A 24,536-nucleotide genomic window follows, 5' to 3' on the forward strand; every position below is an offset into this window, starting at 1 on the left:
GCAACGGCTTCATCCTTAAATTCTTGTGGGTACTGTTTGTAACTGCGTTTCTGACTCATGGTTGGCACCTCTGGCTGAGAAGAGTTTATCTCTTCTTGAGGTGTCCGGGTTATTCAACCAGAACACTGTCTCCAACCGTCGAGTAAGCATTCCTTCCTTGTTGCCTTAGACAAATAAGGCAGCCTCAAAATTTTCGCTAAAGTTCCTCAAATCGCTGTCGATAACGATCAGATACCCACCCTTGTTTGTCTTCTGCCCTGCCCGACAGAAGCGACGGTCAGGAGGCATTGGCATGATCAATATCAACTCCAAATTGAACCAGGCATTCACCCAGACCTACGCCCGCAACCAGGTCCAGAACGAAGCCGCCAAACAGACGACGGACAGCAGTAAGTCCGGCGAGGCAGCGGCCACCGATGCCAGCAAGGAAACCGAAACGGTGCAGTCGGCGGCGAAACAGGATCCGCAGACCACCGCCAATAATATTCTCGATTTTGTGGTGCGAGGTATCGACCAGCTGAAGAAATCCGGTGCTTCTGAAGAACGCATTCAGGCGCGTTTGGATGCGGCCCGTGCCGGGATCGAAAAAGGCTACGCCGAAGCCACCAAAATGCTCGACGACATGGGCATGCTGGATGAGCAGACCCAGACAGACATCTCCTCTTCACGCTCGCTGGTCGATAGTAGCCTGACCGACCTCGGCAGCCTCGAAAGTTATGTCAGCAACCGCAAGGCCGACCAGGCTGCCGCGCTGGAAGCCAGCCAGCAAACCCGTCAGTCGCTATTGGCGGGGTTTCAGAGCACATCCTCCCGATCGGCAGCCGCCGCCAGCAACCAGATGTCACTGGAAGTCAAAACCCGCGACGGTGACACAGTCACGGTTTATTTTGAAAGCAACGCGGCGGCGGCCGAATCCTGGTCAGGCGGCCGTTATGCCTTTGCATCATCGCTGGATCAGCAGTTCAGTTTTTCCGTTGATGGCGAGCTTGATGATGGTGAGATGGAAGCGCTCGGCAATCTGTTCAAACAAGTCGAGAGCCTCAGCAACCAGTTTTTTGCCGGGGATCTCGGCGGTGCGCTGGAACAGGCGATGTCGATGGGTTATGACAAAAATGAGCTGGCATCTTTCAGTCTGGACTTGCGCCAAAGCGCCTTTGCCCAGACCTCCAGCCGCTATCAGGCGGTGGCTGCCGACGCGCCAACTAGTCAGCTACAGGGCATGAAAGCCCAGCTGGCCAATTACGCCGACACCTACCTGGCAACCCTGCAAAAGGTCAATCCGTTTGCCGATGCCATGCAGCTGCTGGATCAGCTGACCCAGAGTCTGGTTGGAAAGGACAATCCCCTGATGCCAACGTTTGAGCAGTTCAATCAGGGCCTGCGGGACGTGATGGCAGCCCGCACAGGCACCGCCAGCTGAACAGGCACTGTACGCTGACGATTCACTATCCTGTTCAAGGGCGACTGATCTCATAACCGGCCTGTTGCAAGCGTGCCAGCAGGCCGTCTGGCCCAACCAGATGGGCAGCCCCCACCATTACCAGCTCGGTACCGTCTTCAGCAAACAACCGCTCAATGCCAGGCAACCAGTTGTTGTTACGGGTAACCAGCAGCTGCTGATACACCTGCGGGTAGTTAATCCGCATATCCTCAACCAGCTCCTGGTTCATTCGTTCCGTGTTGCCATTGCGCCAGGCTGCAACCATATCTGCCAGTTTGGTTTCGATTTCCTGCAAATCCCGCAAGGTCTGCGACACCATTTCATCTTCTGAGCCTTTTCCCATATTGGCCAGAAAATCGATTTGCTGTTGCACACTCTCCAGCATACCCAGCGCTTTGCCCTGTTCCAGCGCGCGTTGGTAGAAATACTCATCAACCCCGCTGGCTGTCAGCCCCCGGGCTTTCATTTCGGCAACCGTCAGTGTCAGTATCGCCAGCGAGACCTTGAACGGTCGCAGTTGCTGTAAACTCATGCCACGCTTGCCGAATTCCAGCATCAAGGCGCTGTAGGTGCGCGGCGACAAGACCTTGTCGATGGTTTCTTCCGGTCCGGCCAACATGGTCTGTGCCACCAGCTGTTGCAGTTCCGGTGTATTGAGCTTGCCAATATCGGTTTCGAACACCAGCCTGTCACTGTGCTGAAAGGCCGTTTCGTATTCATCAGGTAATGGATAATCAGAAGGCTTGAGTAAATGGATAGTGCCAGCCAGATAAATATGGCTGCCATTCTTGCTGACTTGCCAGACCGAGGCATCCGCCTGGCTGTGACTGCCGAGCAGAGTTGTCGTGGCAAATAGCAGTATCTGTAGAAGAGCAAATAACGGCGTTTTCAATAGCGTTTTCAATGGCGGCTTCCCTGACTTTATTTCCGGCCTGCAGTTCAGCAAACCGGGAGCGGGAATTCAAGCGGCTTGCGCTCTCCTTCCCGGGTCCTTGCGACTCATGCCTTCCACGCCGAGCCGCTGCAAAGTGCTTTGACTAGCGACCTGCACCTTCAGAATTCAGCGTCATCCAGTCTTGCAGGCTCTCGCTACCCACTTCCTGCAATTTGTCTCTCATGTTCCAGGCCATTTCGTGGAAATAAAAGGCGACTGTGTTAACCGCAGGCTCCACCATGGCTACCAGTCCGCCCACCAGCAAATCACCGGTCAACAGATAGGCGACAGTGAAGGCCACTGAAAAGTGCATTACCGCGAAGGTCAGTGTCTTGGCCATGGTGGGCTCCTTGCCAGGTCTGCTGGCGATGTGTTTGGAAGACAGTTTCAGAATAGGGCCAGCGCCATAATAGATAAAATCAAATAATAAAATCGTCCTGATAGCTTTTTAAAAACCAGGATCCAAAAGCTGATTGAAGATTCCCAATGTATAAAATGGTAAATATCTCCATTTTTGGACTTGGCCGCCCGCCTCCGCTAGAGTGGTGCTAACACCTGCTGACCAACCTGACCATGAGCCAACTTGAACGCCCAAGCCGATATCTGAATGCCGCCAGCCGGGTGCTGAAACCTCTGGTGCGTCTGCTGCTGAAGAATCAGGTGACCTACCCCCTGCTACAGCCGCTATTGAAGCAGCTCTACGTCGAGGTTGCCGATCAGGAATTCATGCTGGAGGATGGCAAGCGCCAGACCGAAAGCCGTCTGAGCCTGCTGACGGGTATTCATCGCAAGGAAATCAAACGGCTGCGGGAAGATGTCATTCCGGCTCCGCAAGCTCCTGCCAACCTGTCCCTCGGTGGCCAGTTGCTGGCTTATTGGTTATCGCAGCCAGGTTATCAGGCCGATGGTCAGCCACAACCGATCGCTCGCCAGAGCCGGCAACCCGGTGATATCAGTTTCGAGACGCTGGTGGAAACCGTCGGCCGCCAGGATATTCGCCCACGGGCGGTGCTGGACGAATGGCAACGCCTGGGTATCGTCACCCTCAACACAGAGGACCAGGTGATGCTGACCGCCGAGGCCTACATCCCCAGCGGTAATGAAGAAGAGCAGCTCTATTATTGGCAACGCAATCTGGCCGACCATATAGAAACGGCTTCCCGTAATCTTGACCCACAACAGACGCCATTACTGGAACGTAGCGTTTATTATGGTCAGCTATCGGAACATGCCGTCACAGAGCTGCATGACTATTATCGGCAACAGTCGATGGAATTACTCAAGCGGGTCAACGATAAGGCCCGCCAGCTGAAGCTGGAATCACCCGGCAACTGGCGTATGAATGCCGGAGTCTATTTCAGTCAGCAACCGCTGAATCAGCAACCGCCATTGCGACCCGACAGCACGACAAATAGCAACACAGAAATATCAGGCAAGGACGCAAACCCATGAACACATCGATACGGCGGGCCGCTGTCTTGCTGGTTCTGGGGCTGACCATTGTGCCAACCAGTCAGGCAGACACCGAACCCGATGGCATTGGCGGTACCGGCCTGAAAACACCGATTCACGGTGGTGACGAAGAAGGTATCGGCGGCACTGGCAAGGGCCCGGCTCAACCAGAACGCCCGGAAGTCTTTGAGCGGCCCGACCTGTTTGATATTCACGATATGGTCCGTCCGGGCATTGATACCAGCACGCCAGCAAGCAATGACGATGCGACAGGGTCTAACGATGCCGGGCAACCAGACACACCGTCTTCCGGCAATCAGTAAACGTCAGAAGCGGCTGGAAAATCCCACGCCCCACTGAGTGTTAACGGCTTTGCTGATACTGATGTAAGGGGAAAAGCGGCGCTCGGCGATGGTCAGCTGACGGCCCAGCGTCCAGGTATGACGAACCGGGCCGTCGCGCAGGCTGCTCTGGCGGCCACTGTAACTGATGTTCCAGCGATACCAGCTCACACCGGCTCCCCAGCTGAAGCCGTTCTGCAGGCGGTAATAGTCGCTACTGCCGCGCCAGCGGTAACCGACGTAGTACCACGGAATCCAGTTGGCCAGCCGTGCCAGCGACTGGACCCTCAATTCATTATCGACACCGCCGGTCCCCAGCCCCTTGCTGGCATCGGCTGTCGGCAACTTGAGCTTCCACTGCAGGTCCCACCACTGGCCCAGATGTCGCTGCTGGCCAAGCCGTGTCACACTCAACCAGCTGTCTGCCAAACTGCGTTGAGAGGATGACTCCACCACTCCAACAGTCGCCGACAAACGCCATTTTGGGGTTGCCCCGGGCACAATTACGGCAGCACTCGCCAGCAGACTCTGCCAGCTCTGGCCATCTGAGCTGTCAGCCAGACCGAAATGCCAGCCCCAGCTGTAACGTGCAGGCCACTCGTCGGCATTAGCCGTCTGCGTCCACACCGCCATAGCCGCCAACACCAGTTGTGCCGTGATTGTCTTTACTGCTACTGCCTTCAACACTGTTGCCTTCCCTGCACCCTGTTCACTGCCGTCTGGCCACTCACACTGCCCAACAAAGCATATGGCCACGGACACAATTTCTTGTAACAAATTTATTAAATTTAACCGTGTTTTCTCAAACGGCCTTGAAATGGGAAAATTTTCCACATAAATTATTTTGTATAAAAGATAATCACGACATGGACGAGACGGACATGAACAAGGCGACACTAGTACGCTTGGGCTGGCTGCCCGGTATAGTCATTTGCACGGTGCTGAGCAGCTGTGGTGGCGGCAGTTCCCACTCTCAGGAATCCGTCGATGTGGACGGTCAGCTGTCGTCGGCAACGACGCTGGAGCAGTATCTCAAGCGCGGTTATATCGACAGCTACAGTGGCAGCAACAACTACGATACCGACGATACAACCGGTACCGAGACGGCCACTGATGGCGTCGCTGACGCCGATAGCAGCGCGGATGAATCCGGTTATTCCACCACTAATACCCAGGAAAGTGGCGTCGATGAAGCCGACCTGATCAAACAGAACGGCAACTACCTCTACGCCGTCCAGCAACCCATGCCAGCCTGGCTGGACAGCGACTCTCCGACGGAACCACAAATTCTCAGCTGGGCAACCAGTGATGATCCGGTCAGCAGCAGTCTGCAAGGCACTACCAGCCTGACCGGTGCCTACAGCGTCGATGGCCTGTATTTGCTCGACCAGCAACTGGTGGCGCTGACTCGCAGTGGTGTAGATGGCACTCAACACACAGGCTATAGCAGCGTTGCCGAGGTCGATGACTACTACAGCCCCTGGTACTGGAAGTCCTACAGCACCGATATACGCCTGCTCGACCTGGCTGATCCAGCCCAGCCGAACCAAAGCTATCAACTCAGCATTGAAGGCTATCTGCTCAGTAGCCGGGTGGTTGACGGCCAGCTGTATCTGGTCAGCAAATTCACACCCGCAATCGAGGCTCCCTACGGCAGCGATTTGTCGGTTAATGAGTGGCAGCAACAGGTACTCGATACCCCCATTGAAGACTTGCTGCCACGAGTCTGGATTGATGGCGAAGTCAGCGGCCATCTGTTCGAGGATGGCGACTGCAATGTGCCCGATCTGACCGCCGCCAACAGCTACAACGGTTACCCCAGCATCGTCAGCCTGATCCGGGTGAATCTCAGCGACCCGAGCGACTGGCAAGCCAGCTGCAACAGCGGCCGCATCAGTGGTGTTTATGCCTCCACTGACGCCTTCATTCTCACTGGTTATACCGACAGCCGCTGGGATGCGACTCGCCTAGACTGGTACGACCTCGACAGCTTCAGCCTGATCGCCAGCGGCTCGGTCCCCGGCACCCTGGATGGCACACTACCGTCCTTCCGCCTCAGCGAACGCGCGGGCTTGTTAAGAATCCTGACCTCGAGCTGGAACTGGAGTGTCTGGGACGATGTCGCCATTGATGACGTTGATGAGTGGCAGCCGGAAGTTAGTACGAACAGCGATGACAGTACATCCAGCAGCGCGACGGATAGTACAACGGTCGAATCCAGTGATGACTGGCAACACCGGCTGTTTATCCTCAAGCCCGCCAGCGACGGCAGTCTCGATTTGGTGGCCCAGCTGCCCAACAGCGAGCGTACCAGTGTGATTGGCAAACCCGGCGAAGACGTCAAATCGGTGCGCTACTTTGGTGAACGCGCCTACGTCGTCACCTTCGAGCAAACCGATCCGCTCTATGTCATTAACCTCAGTGACAGCAGTGACCCTTATATCGAAGGAGAACTGGAAATCACCGGTTTCTCTTCCTACCTGCATCCGCTTAACGACACGCTGCTGCTCGGGCTCGGTCAGGCTGCCGATGATTCAGGATTTACCCAGGGCGTAAAACTCAGTCTGTTTGATACCTCTGACCCCGCCAACCCGACAGAGATCAGCAGCCTGGAGCTGGGCAGCCGCGGTTCCTGGAGCGACGCCCTCTACGATCATCATGCCATCAGCTTTATGGACACCGACTCAGGTGTGCGACTGGCGTTCAGCTGGAGCGAATATGAAGACTGGAACTGGCAAGGCAACCGCATTTTTGTTGCCGATATCAATACAAGTCCAGACACCATTACAGACACCGGCAGCCTGACTACCCGGCTCAACCAGACTTATCAGTCAGCCGACGACGATAACTACCGCTACTACTACGGCTATAGTCGGGTTGCCTTACAAGGTGCTGGTTTGCATTTGATCAGCAACGGCACAGTGGAATCCGGCACTCTGGAAAGCTGGTAACAGCTGGCCTGTTAATCACCAATCAAGGAACAGATTTATGACCCCTAACCAAACCCTCTGGCCCACCACGATCCTGACCATAACATTGGCACTGGCAGGTTGCGGCTCTGATGACAGCCCTGACGTCAGCCTCAGCGATGACAATTACGAAATTATCGAGCAAAGCTCGGCCAGTTACGACGATATAACCTTTGCAGCCTTCGGTGCAGGCAGCCAGTTACGTGTATTAACCAGTCAGGAGGAATACGAAGATTTATTAGCGGAGTTACCAGATAGTCCAACGGCCAACACCATCGACTTTGACAGCAGCAGGGTAATTTTTGCCTACACCGGCTCAACTCCAAATAGCTGCTACGGAATCGGTCTTAACAGCATTACAGCAACCGACCATGGACTTGCCGTCAATCTGTTACGTTCCAGCAGCAGTGACAGTAGCTGTAGCCAGGTTTTAACAGCCAGCTGGCTACTGGTGCAGATAGATACCGGAAGTTCTGATCTGATCACCTTTACCGAGCGCTGGTAAGTCATTATTCATACAAAAGGATTTTGGAATGCGTACAACCACTCTCCCGCAAGCATCGCCTTTGCTGGTGCTATTTTTGACCAGCCTGCTGCTGACCGCCTGTGATGGCAGCGAAACAGAAACCGACAGTGCAGGCACTGTTGATCCAGTTATTAATGACTCCAGCACTTCGGCCAGCCCGGGGATAATCTCGGATGAAAACGACAGTGATGACACTGACAGCCAACAAGCTGACAACAGCTATTTCTATTTTTCCTACGACGATTCAGCCAGCACCGCCTCACGGGACCTGAGCTTTTTCTATCTGGAGCAGGGCCTGCTGCCACAAAGCAGCTGGGGCCGCCCCTATGAATTTCTCAATGCTGAATCCTTTGGCAGCTTCAACAGCCAGACAGTCGGGCCGTTCGAGATTTCCATGTCTGCCCTGCCAGCCAGTGCCAGCGAACTGATGCTCGATTCAACCGCAGAAAACTACCTCGCTGTGGGAATCGACGTACAAGGCCCACAACTGAGCCAGGCAGAACGCAAGAATCTGGTCTTGACCCTGCTTGTTGATACCTCCGGATCGATGCAAAGTGCTTTTTATGGCGGATTCTATGAAACCATTGATGGGGTCAGTACACGCCTCGATCTGCTGCAATATGGCCTCGATCAACTGCGTTTTGCACTCAAGCCTGGCGATGTTGTGAATCTGGTTGAATTCAACACCAGTGCCAGCGTGGTGCTGGAAAACTGGCTCTACAGCCAGCAATCCACTTCCGCCGACCTCGATACCGCCGAACTGGCTGATTATTTCGAGCAACTAAGTACCAATGGCTCCACCAATCTCGACGCCGGGGTCCAGCTGGCCTATGACGTCGCCCTGCAATACTACGATGCAGATAAAGCCAACCGGGTCGTCATAATGACGGATGCTTACGCCAACACCGGCGAAACCGATACCAGCGTGATTGCCAACAACATCCTCATCAACGATATGGAAGGCATCTATTTCTCCGGCATTGGGATTGGTTCCGGCTTTGATGAAGACTTTCTCAATGAGCTGACGGACGCTGGCAAAGGCAGCTATTCCGCCATGGTGACACCTGCCGATGCAACCCGGCTGTTTGGTGATGACTTTATGCGCTTCGTCGATGTTGCCGTCCATGATGTGCTATTCAAACTCGATTACCCGGATAACTGGCAGCACGTCGCCTCAGCAGCAGAAGAACGCTCGACTGAAGCCAGCGACATCCAGACCATCAACTACGCCTACAACAGCGAGCAGTTTTTCTTCGAGGCTTTTTCGACTGACAGCAACCTGGCCGATAGTGCTGAAGTCACACTGCAGATCAGCTGGACTGATGATGCGGGCATCAGCCAGCAAGACAGCCTGACGCTGGATCTGGCCAGTATGCAAGCACAGGGTCTTAGTGAAACCCGTGCGGCGGCGGCTGTTACCGCATTGGCGAATCTGATCGCTGGCAGCATCAGCTGTGATCAGGTACAAGATTCCGGGCTACTGCTGCTGACAGACGAACACCCGACCCTGCAGAACTACCAGGATGCCATTGAGCAGTTCTGTCTGATCAGCCAGCAATAAGCTCAAGGCTGAATCCGACGCCACTGCCCTTCCGGCAAACCATCCAGCTGCCAGTCGCCAATCGCAATCCGGTGCAACCTCAGTACCGGATTGCGAAAACGCCCGAACATGCGTTTGATCTGGTGGTAACGGCCTTCGGTCAGAGTCACCCGCACCTGATGCTCAGACAGAATCTCCAGTCTGGCCGGTTGTGTGGTGATGTCTTCGAACGGGAAATACATGCCAGCGGCAAATGCCGCGACATAATCCTGGCTGACCGGATTTTCCAGTGTCACCAGATAAACCTTGCTGACCTTGCTCTCAGGTGCCATCAGGGAAGCGGACCAGCGACTGTCGTTGGTCAGTAGCAGCAAGCCTGTCGATTGCTTGTCGAGGCGGCCAACAATATGCAGTTGCTGCAGTTCCACAGCACTCAGCGGTTGCTGGTCCACAGCCAGAGATTCGCGCAGCAGGTCCAGCACAGTGCGGTGCTCGGCATCCGAGGTGGCGCTGACAATGCCTGCCGGTTTATGTAACGCCAGATAGATGGGCTGCAGGTCCTGCAGCAGCTGACCATCCAGCTCAATACGGTCAAAGGGCCCGACCAGCTGATTGATATCGGTTGCTGGCGCACCGTTTACCCACAGCCGCCGCTGGCCCAGCAGCAAGCGTACATCGCGCCGCGACCACTTGCTGTTGGCAGCAATAAAACGGTCAAGCCGATGATAACCACCCACAGCCATTAACCAGCACTGCCTGTCAGCCCTGAGCAGGACCGCAAAAACAGCTTCACCATCGCAACCTCCAGCTCAGACAGCAGCTACAAAAATGCCGCGCATTGCGCGGCATTTTAATTCGCCTAACCAATATGGCAGGCGATACGGTATTCCAGCCAAACGGGTATCCACTTACATGGAGTCCCGGCCAGCCGGGACTTCAGCAAGATCAGATATCGAAGCTGTGACGCAGAACGATGGTTTCTACGCGGTCAGGACCGGTAGAAATAATGTCGATCGGCGCGTTGATGGCTTTTTCCACAAAGCGGATATAAGCCTTGGCGTTTTCTGGCAACTCATCCAGCGATTTGGCACCGAAAGTAGATTCGGTCCAGCCTGGCAGCTCTTCGTAAACCGGCTTGATCTTCTCGAACTGGTCAGCAGAAGCCGGTACGTTGATAGCATTGCCATCCTGGTCTTCGTAGCCCACACACACCTTGATGGTGTCGAGGCCATCCAGTACGTCCAGCTTGGTCAGACAGATGGTGCTGATCGAGTTAACCCGGATAGAGTGCTTCACCAGCATGGCATCGAACCAGCCACAACGACGGGAACGACCGGTAGTAGTGCCTTTTTCGTTACCCTTGGTTTGCAGGTGCTCACCAATCGCATCCGTCAGCTCAGTCGGGAACGGGCCAGAACCAACACGGGTGGTGTAGGCTTTGGTGATACCCAGAATCTGATCCAGATACAGTGGACCAACACCGGAACCGGTCGCTGCACCACCGGCGGTGGTGTTGGACGAGGTTACGAATGGGTAGGTACCGTGGTCGATGTCCAGCAGAGTGCCCTGGGCACCTTCAAACATGATGTCGCCGCCGCTTTCGCGCACGCTGTGCACCAGTTCAACCGCGTCAACCACGATGTCTTTCAGCTGGGCAGCCCAGTCCAGACAGGCAGCCAGGGTTTCTTCGTAGTTCACCGCTTCACAGCCGTAGTACTGGGTCAGCGAGAAGTTGTGATATTCCATCACGTCTTTCAGCTTGTCAGCGAATTCAGGCTGGTACAGATCGCCAACACGCAGACCGCGACGGGCAACCTTGTCTTCGTAGGCAGGGCCAATGCCGCGACCGGTAGTACCGATCTTGGCGTTACCACGCTTCACTTCACGAGCCTGGTCCAGCGCCGTGTGGTACGGCAGGATCAGCGGACAGGCGTGGGACAAACGCAGACGCTCCATCACAGGTACGCCACGCTCTTCCAGCGCCCGGATTTCTTTCAGCAGGGCGTCCGGTGCAACCACCACACCGTTGGCAATCACGCAGCTCACGCCGTCACGCAGGATTCCGGATGGAATCAGGTGCAGCGCGGTCTTAACGCCATCAATTACCAGCGTGTGACCAGCGTTGTGACCACCCTGAAAACGTACTACTGCAGCGGCCTTTTCGGTCAGCAGGTCAACGATTTTACCTTTACCTTCGTCACCCCATTGGGTGCCCAGAACGACAACACTCTTACCCATGACTATCTCAATCTTGATCTGGTTGAACCTGGACCAGTTGCCACTGGCCGCCTTGTTGTTGCAGCGCGTAATCCGCAGACTGCGAGTCTTGCTCACGACAGCAGACTACTCGCATACCCTGCTCGCGCAATTCAGTTACTTTCTGCCACAGCGCAGCATCGCCACTGGCAGGAGCAATCACAACCGACTTGGCTTCTGGCTGGTATTCACCCAAACGGGCCAGCACACGCAAGTCAGCACTGAAACCACGGGCCGGACGCGCACGTCCAAAGGCCTTGCCGGTTTCATCATAGCGGCCACCCTGGGCAATGGCATCACCATAGCCAGGTACATAGGCACCAAAGACCAGACCGGTATGGTACTGATAACCACGCAGCTCGGTCAGGTCAATGTATAAGGGTACATTTGGATAACGTTCGGCCAGCTGTCCGGCAACGACGTTCAAATGATCCAGTTCTGCAGCAGCGGTTGGCACCAGTGCGGCAATCTGCGCGAAGGTCTGCTGCAGCGATGCCACCGAACCTTGCGCACGGGCCAGAAGCTTGAGCGCCTGTTTGCCATTGGCATCGGCGATTTCAGCTTCGGCCCAGGCTTCGATATCAGAAGCACACTTGAGTTTCAGCAAACCAAACAGCTGTGCCTGCTTGGTTTCGGTAATCGCAGCGGCCGCAGCAATGGCGCGGAACACACCAACGTTACCCAGATCCAGATGCACTTCTTTCAGTTTGCTGGCAGTCAGCAGGCTGACCATCAGACTGATGACTTCAACATCAGCCTCGGCACCGGCTTCACCGTACAACTCGGCACCAATCTGGGTCGGTGTGCGGCTGGCCAGCAGTGAACGGGCGCGGGTATGAAAAACGGTACGGCAGTAGCAAAAACGGCCAATGCCTTCCGGCGCCAGGCTGTGTGCATCAATACGCGCAACCTGGGGAGTGGTATCTGCGCTCAGACCCATCAGTCGGCCAGACAGCTGATCCGTTACCTTGAAGGTTCTCAGATCCAGGTCCTTGCCAGTGCCAGTCAGCAGGGAATCAAGATATTCCAGCACCGGAGGCATCACCAGGTCATAACCCCAGTTGTCCATCAGGTCGAGTAAACGGCGACGCAAGTGTTCAATCTGCTGCGCACCCGGTGGCAGCACTTCTTCAATGCCGTCCGGTAACAGCCAGCGATCCGCTAGTGTCATTCTTTAGCCCATATCAGTGGATGAGATACAAGAGACCAACGCCCAGCAGCATGCTGAACAGGCCCGTCATGCGGATGGTCCGGGTGTCGGCATCGGCCAGAGAGACCACCCAGCGGCGCCACTGTGCCGGTAACAGGAAAGGCATCAGACCTTCCAGTACAAATACCAGACAAATGGCGACCGTTAATTCTTGCCAGAGCGTCATACTTGTATCGTCGGGTGAGGGATGATCCGCTAACGCAGAAGCGTTCAATTAGTGATCAATCCCGTCGAATTCTCACAAAAAAACCGGGCCAGTGGCCCGGTTGCCGGATTCTAGCAAAACCGCTGGGCGAACTCCATGCTCAGGAGCCGATCAGCGGAATTGATTATTTGCCAGAAGGATCCTTCATGTAGCGGAAGAAGTCGCTGTCCGGCTTCAACAGCAAGATATCGTTGCTCTTGAAGGTCTCGGTGTAGGCTTTCAGGCTACGGGTGAAGGAATAGAATTCCGGATCCTTGCTGAACGCCGAGCTGTAGATACGAGCAGCTTCAGCGTCGCCTTCACCACGGGTACGTTCCGCATCACGGTAGGCTTCAGCTTCGATAACCGTCTTCTGACGGTCAGCATCGGCACGAATACCCTCGCCCAGCTCACGGCCCTGGGAGCGATGCTCACGGGCTTCCCGCTGACGTTCTGCCGACATCCGCTGGTAAACAGAGTCACTCAGTTCGTCTGGCAGATCGATCGCCTTGACGCGCACGTCGAGCACTTCGATCCCCAGTTCAGACTGGGTGTCTTCATTCAGCAGGCCAGTCAGCTTGGTCATCAGCTGGTCACGCTCACCGGATACCACATCGTGCATGGTACGAGCGGCGATTTCGTCACGCAGGCCCTTGTTCATCAGGTTCGACAACAGCTTGGATGCTTCCATCCGATTGCCGGAAGTGGCGCGGTAATATGCACCAACGTCCTTGATACGCCATTTGGCGAATGCATCAACGATGACGTACTTCTTGCCGGAAGTCAGGTAACGGGATGGATTGGAATCCAGCGTCAGAATCCGGGCATCGAACTTCTTGACGTTCTGCACGAATGGCAGCGCCCAGTGCAGGCCAGGCTGGATGTCCGACTCAACCACTTCACCCAGTTGCAGTTTGATCGCCAGTTCTTTCTCGTTGACGATGTAGAAACCACTGGCGGCACTCAGCAGAATGGCTGCCAACAGGCCGATAATCAGCGTTTTAGTAGACATTAACGACCCTCCCGGCGAGTACTTGATGATGTGGTTTGACGCGAACGAACTTCCTCCAGAACCTGATCGGTCAGACGGGAAATATCATCGTTACTGAGGCTGCCAGAGCTGCCAACCGGTGACACAGGCATATTCTTGATGATCTGGTCGAGAGGCAGGTACATCATGTTGTTGCCACCATCCACATCAACCAGCACCTTGCTGGACTGGGTATAAACGCTCGACAACGCATCGATATACAGACGCTCGCGCATTACGGCCGGAGCCTTCTTGTATTCAGCATAGAGGTCGTTAAAACGAGCGGCCTCACCTTCGGCACGGGCAATGACCCGATCCTTGTAGGCAGATGCTTCCTCCAGCTCACGCTGGGCCTTACCACGAGCTTCCGGTACGACGGAGTTGGCATAGGCTTCGGCTTCACTGATGAAGCGATCCTTGTCCTGCTTGGCTTTCTGCACGTCATCAAAGGCATCCTTAACCTGCGACGGTGCACGGGCGTCCTTGATGTTGACGGTGCTCAGCACCATACCGGTTTCGTAACGGTCGAGATAATTCTGCAGACGTACCTGTACCTGGTCAGCCAGCAGGTTACGACCAACCGTCAGGATCTGATCCATCTTGGTAGAACCCACTTCGTGACGCAGCGAAGACTCCGCCGCCGACACCAGAGTGCGCTCAGGTGATTCGACGCGCAGGGCGTATTTCACCGGATCAGATACCCGGTACTGCACGCTCAGTTCGATTTCGACGATGTTTTCGTCTTCGGTCAGCATGCGTTCCTTGACTTCAACTTCCCGTACACCGGTGGTGTTAACCGGCAATACCGAGTCGATCAAAGGTGCCTTGACGTTGAAACCCGGACCCGTGGTGTCATGGTATTTACCCATTCGCAGCACCACGCCACGTTCGGTTTCATCGAGGGTATAGAAAGAATTGAAGACTACCAGTACAACGATAATGGCTGCTGCAATAACCGCCATGCTGGCCAGACCGCCACCATTGCCATTGCTGCTGTTACCTGAGTTACCACCGTTGCCCTTGCCACCGAACATGCCATTGAGCTTGTCGAGCAACTGCTTCAGCGCTTCATCCAGATCCGGTGGCTGATTACCGCCACCTCCGCCGCCGCGATTGTTATTGCCGCGGTTGTTGTTACCCCAGGGATCATTGGGATTGCCCTTACCGCCGGGCTCGTTCCAGGCCATAGTTAACTCCGTCAGGGAAGTTTCTTGTCATTGTTGGAAACCAGCCATTGCCCTTCACAATGGCTGTCTTCGTCTTTATTCAGATGTGACGCAATGATAACGATTTTCCCGGCGAATGCGATAAAACATGACTATTGCCACGGTTCCCGCGGTTCCGGCAGGAAGCGGCTGACAGCAACATCGGCACGCGCAAGCGCTCGCTTGAAGTCCTGTTTCTGCATACGAATGGATAACCAGACGTCACCATTATCGTCATAACGTTCCTGTTTGATTGCGCCGAGTTCGTACAGTATCGCCCGCAGCTTGGCATCCGCCGGCAACAGACAAATGTCTTCTGACACCACGTCGTCACCCAACAGCTCGCCAATCGCCTGCTCAAGCAAGTCAAAGCCCTGTCGTTGCATGGCAGACAACCAGACCGCTACCGGTACACCGGCTTCGTCGCGATCAATACGCGGCTGGCCGTGTTCCAGCAGGTCAATCTTGTTGTAAACCCGCAGTTGTGGCACTTCCGTCGCATCGATTTCCGCCAGCACCTTGTCAACTTCAGCTATGTTGCGGTCACGCTCTTCCGCAGCACTGTCGACCACGTGCATCAGCAAGTCGGCTTCAGCGGCTTCCTGCAAGGTTGCCTGAAAAGCCTCAACCAGCTTGTGCGGCAGGTGGCGAATAAAGCCAACGGTGTCGGCCAGCACGACTTCGCCAATCGGCTCAACCGGCAAGCGTCGCAGGGTTGGGTCGAGCGTCGCAAACAACTGGTCAGCGGCGTAGACATCGGCCTGCGTCAAGGCGTTGAACAAGGTCGATTTACCGGCGTTGGTATAACCCACAATTGCCACGGTTGGCGTTGCGGAACGCTGCCGTGCCCGTCGGCCCTGCTGCCGCTGGGCACGCACCTTGGCGAGCCGGGCATTGATGTTTTTCACCCGTTCACGCAGCAATCGACGGTCGGTTTCCAGCTGGGTTTCACCCGGACCACGCAAGCCGATACCGCCTTTCTGACGCTCAAGGTGCGTCCAGCCCCGTACCAGACGGGTAGACTGATACTGCAATTGGGCCAGTTCGACCTGTAACTTACCTTCGTGGGTGCGTGCCCGCTGGGCAAAGATATCCAGAATCAGGCCGGTACGATCAAGTACCCGACACTGCAGTGCCCGCTCCAGGTTACGTTCCTGGCTGGGCGTAATGGAATGGTTGAAGATAACCAGCTCAACGCCGTGCAACTGCACGACTTCACGGATTTCCTCGACTTTGCCGCTTCCGATAAAAAATTTGGCGTCGGGTACATCACGTTTGGTGGTTACCAGTTCTACCGGATCAGCTCCGGCGGAGATCACAAGTTCCCGGAATTCAGCCAGATCCTCTCGGTTGACTCCCTCCGGGAAATCGATGTGCACCAGAACGGCTGTCTCTCCACCGTTCTGTGGGCGCTCAAAGAACAACTAGTCGCTACTCCTCAACTGTCAATCAGTTGTCGTCGCCGGATTCGTCATTCGTTTCTACTGGTGCCATACGGATGTTGCGAGATGGCACAACGGTAGAGATGGCATGTTTGTATACCATCTGGCTGACAGTGTTCTTCAGCAAAATTACGAATTGGTCAAATGATTCAATCTGTCCCTGCAACTTGATGCCGTTCACAAGAAAAATCGATACCGGCACCCGCTCTTTTCTGAGCTGATTCAGGTAAGGGTCTTGTAACGAATGCCCTTTTGACATTGTGTACTCTCCTCAACGAGTAAATGCCGCCAATATACGGCAGCGCAAAAATAAAAATATCCCCAGTCCGTCGCGCGAAAAGTGCCTGAAACAAGGCCAGAGCTGACTAATTACAGCGACTTGCTAAATATGGCGTTCGCTTCAAGTATTTTCAAGGCAGTAGACAACAGTTCCGGTGAATCTGTTTCAAGCCAGTGCAAATCCGGCCAGCTGCGTAACCAGGTGATTTGACGTTTGGCCAGCTGACGGGTAGCAATAATGCCGCGCTCAATCATGCTGTCGTAATCGTACTCACCCTGCAGGTATTCCCACACCTGGCGATAGCCCACTGCCCGAATCGACGGCAAACCTGTGTGCAAATCGCCACGCTGATACAGCGCCCGCACTTCTTCCAGAAAACCGTCGGCCATCATTTGACGATAGCGCATGGCGATGCGCTGGTGTAATACCGCCCGATCTTTGGGGCAAACCGCAAAATTGACCACATGGTAAGGCAGCGGTTCCGTCTGTTGTTCCTCCCAGAATTGCGTCAGCGTCTTGCCCGACACCCGATACACCTCCAGCGCCCGCTGAATCCGTTGCTGATCCATCGGTTTCAGTCGCGCAGCTGACTCAGGATCAACCTTGGCCAACTGTTCATGCATCCACGGCCAGCCATGCTTGTCGGCTTCGGCCAGCAACGCAGAACGGATTGTTTCATCCGCCTGGGGTAAGTCCGCCGCGCCATCGCGAAGGAACTTGAAATACATCATGGTGCCGCCGACCAGCAATGGAATCCGACCCGCCGCCGTAATCGCCGCCATTTCCCGCAGCGCGTCCTCGCGGAAAGTCATTGCCGAATAAGGCTCGGCCGGATCCAGCAGATCGATCAGCCGGTGCGGCGCCCGCGCCTGCATGGCGGCGTCCGGTTTGGCCGTGCCAATATCCATGCCCTTGTACACCAGCGCCGAATCAACACTGATAATGTCACAGGGGAAACGCTCCACCAGTTCGAGTGCCAGGGCGGTTTTTCCCGAGGCGGTTGGCCCCATCAGGAAAATGGCAGGTGGCAGGGAGGTCTGGCTGGTCATTAACGGCCTCGTAAAAACAGTTTGTCCAGCTCAGCCATGCTCAACTGGGTCCAGGTCGGGCGGCCGTGGTTACACTGGCCGCTGCGCTCGGTGGCTTCCATATCCCGTAACAGCGCGTTCATTTCCGGAATGGTCAATTTGCGGTTGGCCCGTACCGAACCGTGGCAGGCCATGGTCGACAGAATTTCATTGCGATGGGCTTCAATACGATCAGACGTACCATGCTCCATCAGATCACCCAGCATATCGGTAATCAGTTGCTGCACTGGCGCTTGCTGCAACAACACTGGAATCTGCCGGATCATCACGGATTCCGGCCCGGCCCGCGCCAACTCGACACCCAGTGCGCGAAATTCGTCGGCAAACTGTTCGGCGGCATCGGCTTCACGCTCGCTGACCGCCAGCGTCTGGGGCACCAGCAAGGGCTGACTGGCGACCTGCTGCTGATCAACGGCGACTTTCAGGCGTTCATAGGTAATGCGTTCGTGCGCGGCATGCATATCCACCAGCACCAGCCCAACTGCGTTCTGCGACAGGATATAAATGCCGTGTAGCTGGGCAATGGCAAACCCCAGCGGCGGTACTTCACCGTCGTCCGCAGGCAAGGCTGGAGTCGTTGTTGCCACCGGCAGTGGTTCACTCATCGAGCGATAGGCGGCCAACTGATCCGCCACCTGCGAGCCCTGAGGGCGCTGACTAAACGCCGTTTGCGAATAACTGCCTGAGCTTCCGCTTGCAGCCGGACTCCATGGCGTTTGCGAATCCACCGCCGAACGTTCGGCATAGGAAGCATTCGACGGCTGATGCTGCCATGGCAAGCGTTCCTGACCAGCAAACTCTCCCGCTTCCACCCCCGTTGCTGCCGCACGATTGGCGCTCAGGCCAAAACCGATTTGAGCTACTTCTGTAGAACCGGTCAGCTCAGCGGCATTGGTCGGCGGCAGCTGATCCTGTGGCCGCACTTCTCCCAACACCCGGTGCAGGGTGCGGAAGAGGAAATCGTGCACCAGCCGACCGTCACGGAAACGCACTTCGTGCTTGGTCGGGTGAACGTTGACGTCCACCAGTTTCGGATCCAGCGTCAGGTACAGCACAAAGGCCGGATGACGACCATGGAACAACACATCGCGATAGGCTTGCTTGATCGCGTGCACCACCAGCTTGTCGCGCACCGCACGGCCATTAACAAAGAAATACTGCATGTCGGCCTGCGAGCGCGAAAAGGTCGGCAAGGCCACCCAGCCCTGCAGATTCAGCCCGGCAGCTTCGGTATCAACATGCATGGCGTTATCAATAAACTGCGGCGACAGCAACGCAGCAACACGGCGCTCTTTTTCGATACCGCGTTCGGCCGCCCGCAACTGATGAATCACCTTGCCGTTATGACGCAGGCTGAAGGCGACGTCATAACGACTGAGCGCCAGCTTCTTTAAATGTTCTTCCAGATGGCTGAATTCGGTTTTTTCGGTACGCAGGAATTTGCGGCGCGCCGGGGTATTAAAAAACAGGTCACGCACTTCCAGCGTGGTACCAACCGGATGGGCTGCCGGACTGGTTTTGGTCATCATGTCGCGGCCTTCGGCCTCCACCTGCCAGGCCAGATCCGCATTTTCCGACCGCGACGTCAGCGTCAGCCGCGATACCGAACTGATCGACGCCAGCGCCTCACCACGAAAGCCCATGGTCATCACGGCTTCAAGGTCATCAAGAGTGACGATTTTACTGGTGGCGTGGCGGCTCAGTGCCAGCGGCAGGTCGTCCTTGTCGATACCACAGCCGTTATCCCGCACCCGCAACAGCTTGATACCGCCTTGCTCGGCGTCCACTTCAATACGATTGGCACCGGCATCGAGGGAGTTTTCGACCAACTCCTTGACGATATTGGCAGGACGTTCCACCACCTCCCCTGCCGCAATCTGGTTGGCAAGGCGAGGCGATAACAAATGAATCTGGGGCATGGGGATATCAGGAGTTGGGAATCTTGATGGTTTGGCCGATACGAATCTGGTCATCATCGAGGTCGTTGAAACGACGCAGTTCACTGATGCCAATGCCGTTCCTGACCGCAATTTCCGACAGGGTATCACCGCTGCGAATCACATACGACCGCCATAACGCCGGAGCCGGAGTGCTACGACGGGCTTCGATCAGAGTGCCACCCGGTGGATGATCGGTGAAGTAGTCCTTGATGCCGTCAAAAATCGAACCGGCCATCTGTTTCTGATAGGCCACGGTGTTGAGTTTGCGCTCTTCTTCCGGATTGGAAATAAAGCCGGTTTCCACCAGCAGCGCTGGCATGTCCGGCGCTTTCAGCACCACAAACGCCGCTTCTTCCACCTGCCGTTTGTGTAGATAGGAGATCTTGCCAAGATATTTGAGGATGTCGCCGCCAATGCGTTTGCTGGAATTACGCTGGTAGGTCATCGACAGATCGAGCAGCGTCATGCGCAGGTGATCGTCCTTGTCATCCAGCGAGATACCGCCGATCAGGTCGGCGTTGTTTTCGTTATCCGCCAGCCAGCGCGCGGTTTCTGACGTCGCACCGCGATCCGACAAGACATACACAGAGCTGCCATGAGCGCTCGGATGTTTGAAAGCGTCAGCATGAATGGAAACCAGGAAGTCAGCATTGGCGGCACGAGCTTTTTCAGTACGCTCACGCAAACCAATATAATAATCCCCCGTACGCACCATAAACGGCGTGTAACCCGGTTCCTGCTTGAGCCTCTGCTCCAACTGTTTGGCAATGGCCAGCACCACGTTTTTTTCCTTGGTGCGCTTGGGCCCGGATGCGCCCGGGTCTTCACCGCCATGACCGGCGTCGATGGCAATAATAATGTCGCGCGCCTTACTGATTTCCGTCACCGCCTGTTTGACCGGCGATACCGACTGGGCGGTATCTGGCCGTTTCAGGTCAACCACCAAACGATAGTCCTTATAGACATCGTTAGGGGCCAACGGAAAACTGCTGACCTTGAGGGTCTCATTGAGGTCCAGCACAATCCGCAGGGTGTGCTTGTCGGGGTGACCGGTACGCAGCCCGGAAACCGCGGTATCGGCCAGTTCGACGTTATCCGGGTTGGCCAGCATTTTGGCGTTGGCGAGATCGATCACCACCCGGTTGGGTGAGGTCAGCGGGAAAATCTTGTGTTCGGTGGCTTCGGTCAGATCCAGAACCAGCCGGGTACTTTCCGGTGATTGCCAGACCCGAATATCACGGACATCGGCATTCGCAGCCAGACAGCCAAACAGGCCCACCACCAGCGTCAGCATGGCGGCAAACGGCCGAATCCAACGCCCCGTCACGGCTGCGCCCCCGTTCGCACCTGGCCAGCCAGCTGCAAGGTGTCCTCAACCGGCTGCAAGCTGCTGTCACGCGACTGCAGTTGCTGCAACCAGCTATTGGCACGGGCAGATGCGGCAGTCAGGTAAATCTGGCGGCTGTCGCCAAGATCATCGAGATCAATAATCAGATCGGCTGGCGGCAACACGCCATGGCCTTTATCTGGCCATTCGACCAGACACAGGGCGTCGCCATCGATGTAATCGCGAATGCCCATAAACTCCAGCTCTTCCGGATCGCCAAGGCGATAAAGATCGAAGTGATAAATGTGCAGGGAATCCAGCAGGTAATCTTCCACCAGCGTGTAGGTCGGGCTTTTAACCGCGCCCTGGTGACCCAACGCCTGAATCAGACCACGGGAAAAGGCGGTTTTGCCAGCGCCCAACGTGCCTTGCAGGAAAATCAGGCCTCCCGACGTCAGCAAGGGCGCCAGACTGGCAGCAAAGGCCAGCGTAGCGGCTTCGCCATGCAGATTACGGGTCAGGCTCAGGACGGGAGAATGTTCAGCAGTCACGTTGGTAAAGTCTTCAATAATCAAACCGGGCCAGTTTATCAGCTCACCAGCTGATCGCCATCATCAGCGGGCGTTGTTCAGGTTACGGATATAGGGCATCAGGTCGGTCGCCAGCAGACCACGCTCACCGTGTTCCGCTGCCACCAGATCCGCTGCCGCGCTGTGCAGGCAAACGCCAAGGCGCGCGGCTTTCCAGGCGTCACAGCCTTGCGCCATCAGTGCAGCGATCACCCCGGTAAGCACGTCTCCCATGCCACCAGAGGCCATACCCGGATTGCCGTCGGTGCAAATCGCTACCCGCCCGGCCGGATCCCCAATCAAGGTACCGCAGCCCTTCAGCACCACTACGGCCTGATATTTGGCAGCCAGCTGGCGCACCGCCTGGAAACGGTCGCGCTGCACCTCAACCGTGTCGAGTTCCAGAAGCCGCGCTGCCTCACCAGGGTGTGGAGTCAGGACCACGTTACGTTCGGAAAATTCCCGCTGCCACGCCGGAGATGCCAACAGGTTCAAACCATCGGCATCCAGCACCAGCGGTTTGTCAGAATTCAGTACTTGCTGCATTAACAGCTCTGCCCAGCTGCCACGGCCCAAACCCGGCCCTACCGCCAGCACGCTGGGTGCTTCCAGACAGGCGGCCAGCTCCAGACCGGAATCAACGCCGTGCACCATCACTTCCGGACGCCGACACAGAATGGCCGTCACATGTTCAGGACGAGTGGCGCAGCTGACCAGCCCGGCACCGCTGCGACCGGCGGCTTCGCTGGCCATCGCCACCGCTCCTGCCATGCCGTGATCACCACCGATCACCATCACATGACCAAACTGGCCCTTGTGGGAATTGCCAGTACGCTGCGGTAACAACTCACGCTGGCGCTCAAGCCGGTGCCAGCTGATACGTTCGGCATCAGGAATAATCTGGAAACCCAGTTCACGAACCGAAGACAGCGGTGCATAGGCGATTTCACCCGCCAGCTCCGGGCCTTCCATCATCAGCAAACCACGCTTGATACCGACATAACTGACCGTCATATCCGCCCTCACCGCCGCCCCCATGATACAGCCGGTGTCGGCGTTCAGACCGGAGGGCAAGTCCATCGCCAGCACTTCGGCCGGATGATTGTTAACCGCATGAATCGCCGCCGCAAACAGCCCGGAAACCGGTTTATTGAGTCCGGTGCCAAGCAAGGCATCAACGATCAGATCGCCGTTAAAATCGAATTCTCCATCAAAGACATGCGGCATCACCCCAGCATCCAGTGCCAGTTGACGCGACTCGGCACTGGCGGCCGACAGTTCGCTGTGATCGCCAAGGGTGTATAGCGTGACGCCAATACCATGCAAGGCTGCCAGTGCCGCCAGATAATAACCGTCGCCACCATTGTTGCCGTTGCCAACCAGTACCCCAATGTGTTCAACATCCGGCCACTTGCCCAGCATACAGGCAAACGAGGCTTCACCAGCACGAGCCATCAGCTCAAAGGTACGGATCTCTTCCAGGCTGATCGCCAGGATGTCCAGTTCGCGAACCTGCCGGGCGGTGTACACCGCACCAGGTAAATGGTCCATTACACTGTTTGGTCGCTTCATCCTTGTATTCCTTCCCCACTTTGCGATGAATACCGGAGCATCCCCGTTGGCCCGCTGGCTCTGATACGCCGACCCGAATGGCGGCCAGCATGTGATAAAGTGAACGATTATAACCGCTGCTGCCACCGAACGGGAAACCTACTTGTCTGACAATTCAACCCTGATGACACCGCCAAGTGCGCCAATGCAGTTGCTACGGGTCAAATTAGACGACTGGGCCAAAGAGCTGGGCTTTCAGCAAGTAGGTGTCACAGACGTCGACTTGCAGCAGGCTGGCGCGCAGCTGCAACACTGGTTGCAACAGGGTTACCACGGCCAGATGGACTACATGGCAGCCCACGACGACATGCGCTGGCACCCTGAAAAACTGCATCCCGGCAGCTTGCGGGTGATCAGTGTACGGATGGATTACCTGCCGTCTGACACTCAAATGCTGGAGCAATTACGCACACCTGAACGAGCGTATATCTCACGTTATGCACTGGGACGGGATTACCACAAACTGCTGCGCAAACGCCTCACCCAGCTGGGCAATCAGCTGCGTGAAGCGGCTGGCGCAATGGACTTTCGGGCTTTTGTCGACAGCGCGCCGATTATGGAACGGCCACTGGCCCAAAAAGCCGGGCTGGGCTGGACAGGCAAACATACCCTGATCATCAACCGTAAAGCGGGCTCCTACTTTTTCCTCGGCGAGATTCTCACCGATCTGCCATTACCGCTTGATGAAGCCTATAACGAAGAACACTGTGGTCGTTGTACTTCCTGCCTGGATATTTGCCCGACCAACGCCTTTGTCGGCCCCTATGTACTGGACGCCCGCAAGTGTATTTCCTACCTCACCATTGAGTTGAACGGACCGATTCCGGTTGAGTTACGGGAGCCGATGGGTAACCGTATTTTTGGCTGTGACGACTGCCAGATTGGCTGCCCCTGGAACCGCTTCAGCAAAGCGACCAGCGAAGCTGACTTCAGCCCCCGCCACCAGCTCGACAAGGCCAGCCTGCTGGAGCTGTGGCACTGGGACGAAGCCACCTTTATGATAAAAACCGAAGGTATGCCGATTCGTCGAACCGGCTACGAAAACTGGCTACGCAATATCGCCGTGGCGCTCGGCAATGCCCCCGCCAGCCTGGAAGTGATTGAGGCACTGCAGCAAAAACGGCCGCTGGTCAGTGCCATGGTACAGGAGCATATTGACTGGGCGCTGTCACGGCACACCCGCTGAACAGC

At 56.0% G+C, this 24,536-nt stretch carries 23 protein-coding genes; 7 read left to right on the top strand and 16 right to left on the bottom strand.

Annotation, left to right across the window (positions count from 1 at the left end):
• Window positions 1-292 precede the first annotated feature (292 nt).
• Window positions 293-1,420: a DUF5610 domain-containing protein gene (locus tag K6123_RS19035; RefSeq protein WP_221800702.1), complete on the top strand. Its 1,128-nt coding sequence runs from the start codon at window positions 293-295 to the stop codon at window positions 1,418-1,420.
• A 34-nt stretch (window positions 1,421-1,454) separates the two neighbouring features.
• Here K6123_RS19035 and K6123_RS19040 read toward each other — a convergent pair whose 3' ends face one another.
• A complete protein-coding gene (locus K6123_RS19040; protein WP_221800704.1) occupies window positions 1,455-2,345 on the bottom strand; it encodes a TraB/GumN family protein in 891 nt (296 codons plus the stop codon).
• Between the two features lie 133 nt (window positions 2,346-2,478).
• A complete protein-coding gene (locus K6123_RS19045) occupies window positions 2,479-2,715 on the bottom strand; it encodes a DUF2061 domain-containing protein (protein WP_221800706.1) in 237 nt (78 codons plus the stop codon).
• A gap of 233 nt (window positions 2,716-2,948) precedes the next feature.
• Between K6123_RS19045 and K6123_RS19050 the strand changes: the two genes are divergently transcribed.
• Together K6123_RS19050 and K6123_RS19055 are read left to right on the top strand one after the other, a co-directional pair.
• Window positions 2,949-3,827, top strand: coding sequence for a DUF6502 family protein (locus K6123_RS19050; protein ID WP_221800708.1), 879 nt, complete (start codon window positions 2,949-2,951; stop codon window positions 3,825-3,827).
• Window positions 3,824-4,150 carry a hypothetical protein gene (locus K6123_RS19055; RefSeq protein WP_221800710.1) on the top strand — a complete coding sequence of 109 codons (327 nt, stop codon included), beginning with the start codon at window positions 3,824-3,826 and terminating at the stop codon, window positions 4,148-4,150. Before K6123_RS19050 ends, K6123_RS19055 begins: the two co-directional genes overlap by 4 nt.
• A gap of 3 nt (window positions 4,151-4,153) precedes the next feature.
• Here K6123_RS19055 and K6123_RS19060 read toward each other — a convergent pair whose 3' ends face one another.
• Window positions 4,154-4,855 carry a hypothetical protein gene (locus K6123_RS19060; RefSeq protein ID WP_221800712.1) on the bottom strand — a complete coding sequence of 234 codons (702 nt, stop codon included), beginning with the start codon at window positions 4,853-4,855 and terminating at the stop codon, window positions 4,154-4,156.
• 179 nt (window positions 4,856-5,034) lie between these two features.
• On the opposite strand from K6123_RS19060, the gene K6123_RS19065 reads away from it, so the two are divergent.
• The 3 genes from K6123_RS19065 to K6123_RS19075 are packed head-to-tail and all read left to right on the top strand — an operon-like array spanning window position 5,035 to window position 9,224.
• A complete protein-coding gene (locus K6123_RS19065; RefSeq protein WP_221800714.1) occupies window positions 5,035-7,119 on the top strand; it encodes a beta-propeller domain-containing protein in 2,085 nt (694 codons plus the stop codon).
• A 37-nt stretch (window positions 7,120-7,156) separates the two neighbouring features.
• A complete protein-coding gene (locus K6123_RS19070; protein WP_221800716.1) occupies window positions 7,157-7,642 on the top strand; it encodes a hypothetical protein in 486 nt (161 codons plus the stop codon).
• A gap of 28 nt (window positions 7,643-7,670) precedes the next feature.
• Window positions 7,671-9,224, top strand: a complete 1,554-nt coding sequence (locus tag K6123_RS19075) for a vWA domain-containing protein (protein WP_221800718.1) — start codon at window positions 7,671-7,673, stop codon at window positions 9,222-9,224.
• Window positions 9,225-9,226: 2 nt separating this feature from the next.
• On the opposite strand, the gene K6123_RS19080 is transcribed toward K6123_RS19075, so the two are convergent.
• The 13 genes from K6123_RS19080 to K6123_RS19140 all read right to left on the bottom strand — a co-directional run bounded on the left by K6123_RS19080 (window position 9,227) and on the right by K6123_RS19140 (window position 23,306).
• Window positions 9,227-9,946: a pseudouridine synthase gene (locus K6123_RS19080; RefSeq protein ID WP_221800720.1), complete on the bottom strand. Its 720-nt coding sequence runs from the start codon at window positions 9,944-9,946 to the stop codon at window positions 9,227-9,229.
• 202 nt (window positions 9,947-10,148) lie between these two features.
• Complete coding sequence (locus K6123_RS19085) at window positions 10,149-11,441, bottom strand: adenylosuccinate synthase (RefSeq protein ID WP_221800721.1); 1,293 nt, start codon at window positions 11,439-11,441, stop codon at window positions 10,149-10,151.
• 7 nt (window positions 11,442-11,448) lie between these two features.
• Window positions 11,449-12,630, bottom strand: a complete 1,182-nt coding sequence (locus K6123_RS19090; protein ID WP_221800722.1) for an ATP phosphoribosyltransferase regulatory subunit — start codon at window positions 12,628-12,630, stop codon at window positions 11,449-11,451.
• Between the two features lie 13 nt (window positions 12,631-12,643).
• Window positions 12,644-12,835, bottom strand: a complete 192-nt coding sequence (locus K6123_RS19095) for a DUF2065 domain-containing protein (protein ID WP_221800723.1) — start codon at window positions 12,833-12,835, stop codon at window positions 12,644-12,646.
• A gap of 163 nt (window positions 12,836-12,998) precedes the next feature.
• Window positions 12,999-13,865, bottom strand: coding sequence for a protease modulator HflC (gene hflC / locus K6123_RS19100; protein WP_221800724.1), 867 nt, complete (start codon window positions 13,863-13,865; stop codon window positions 12,999-13,001).
• Window positions 13,865-15,070, bottom strand: coding sequence for an FtsH protease activity modulator HflK (hflK, locus tag K6123_RS19105; protein WP_221800725.1), 1,206 nt, complete (start codon window positions 15,068-15,070; stop codon window positions 13,865-13,867). The genes hflC and hflK overlap by 1 nt, the downstream gene beginning before the upstream one ends.
• Before the next feature lie 131 nt (window positions 15,071-15,201).
• On the bottom strand, window positions 15,202-16,512 hold the full coding sequence (gene hflX / locus K6123_RS19110) for a ribosome rescue GTPase HflX (protein WP_221800726.1): 1,311 nt from the start codon (window positions 16,510-16,512) through the stop codon (window positions 15,202-15,204).
• A gap of 25 nt (window positions 16,513-16,537) precedes the next feature.
• Window positions 16,538-16,789 (bottom strand): RNA chaperone Hfq, encoded by a 252-nt coding sequence (gene hfq / locus K6123_RS19115; protein ID WP_221800727.1) that lies wholly within the window; start codon window positions 16,787-16,789, stop codon window positions 16,538-16,540.
• Between the two features lie 110 nt (window positions 16,790-16,899).
• A complete protein-coding gene (gene miaA, locus K6123_RS19120; RefSeq protein ID WP_221800728.1) occupies window positions 16,900-17,859 on the bottom strand; it encodes a tRNA (adenosine(37)-N6)-dimethylallyltransferase MiaA in 960 nt (319 codons plus the stop codon).
• Complete coding sequence (gene mutL / locus K6123_RS19125) at window positions 17,859-19,817, bottom strand: DNA mismatch repair endonuclease MutL (RefSeq protein WP_221800729.1); 1,959 nt, start codon at window positions 19,815-19,817, stop codon at window positions 17,859-17,861. Before mutL ends, miaA begins: the two co-directional genes overlap by 1 nt.
• 7 nt (window positions 19,818-19,824) lie before the next feature.
• Window positions 19,825-21,165 (bottom strand): N-acetylmuramoyl-L-alanine amidase, encoded by a 1,341-nt coding sequence (locus K6123_RS19130; RefSeq protein ID WP_343224017.1) that lies wholly within the window; start codon window positions 21,163-21,165, stop codon window positions 19,825-19,827.
• Entirely contained in the window at window positions 21,162-21,716 is a 555-nt protein-coding gene (gene tsaE, locus K6123_RS19135) for a tRNA (adenosine(37)-N6)-threonylcarbamoyltransferase complex ATPase subunit type 1 TsaE (RefSeq protein WP_343224018.1), read from the bottom strand. Before tsaE ends, K6123_RS19130 begins: the two co-directional genes overlap by 4 nt.
• Window positions 21,717-21,779: 63 nt before the next feature.
• A complete protein-coding gene (locus K6123_RS19140) occupies window positions 21,780-23,306 on the bottom strand; it encodes an NAD(P)H-hydrate dehydratase (RefSeq protein ID WP_246624911.1) in 1,527 nt (508 codons plus the stop codon).
• Window positions 23,307-23,490: 184 nt separating this feature from the next.
• Between K6123_RS19140 and queG the strand changes: the two genes are divergently transcribed.
• Window positions 23,491-24,531, top strand: coding sequence for a tRNA epoxyqueuosine(34) reductase QueG (gene queG, locus K6123_RS19145; protein WP_221800976.1), 1,041 nt, complete (start codon window positions 23,491-23,493; stop codon window positions 24,529-24,531).
• Window positions 24,532-24,536 lie beyond the last annotated feature (5 nt).

This window comes from Oceanobacter mangrovi (assembly GCF_019740315.1).
GTDB lineage: Bacteria > Pseudomonadota > Gammaproteobacteria > Pseudomonadales > Oceanobacteraceae > Oceanobacter > Oceanobacter mangrovi.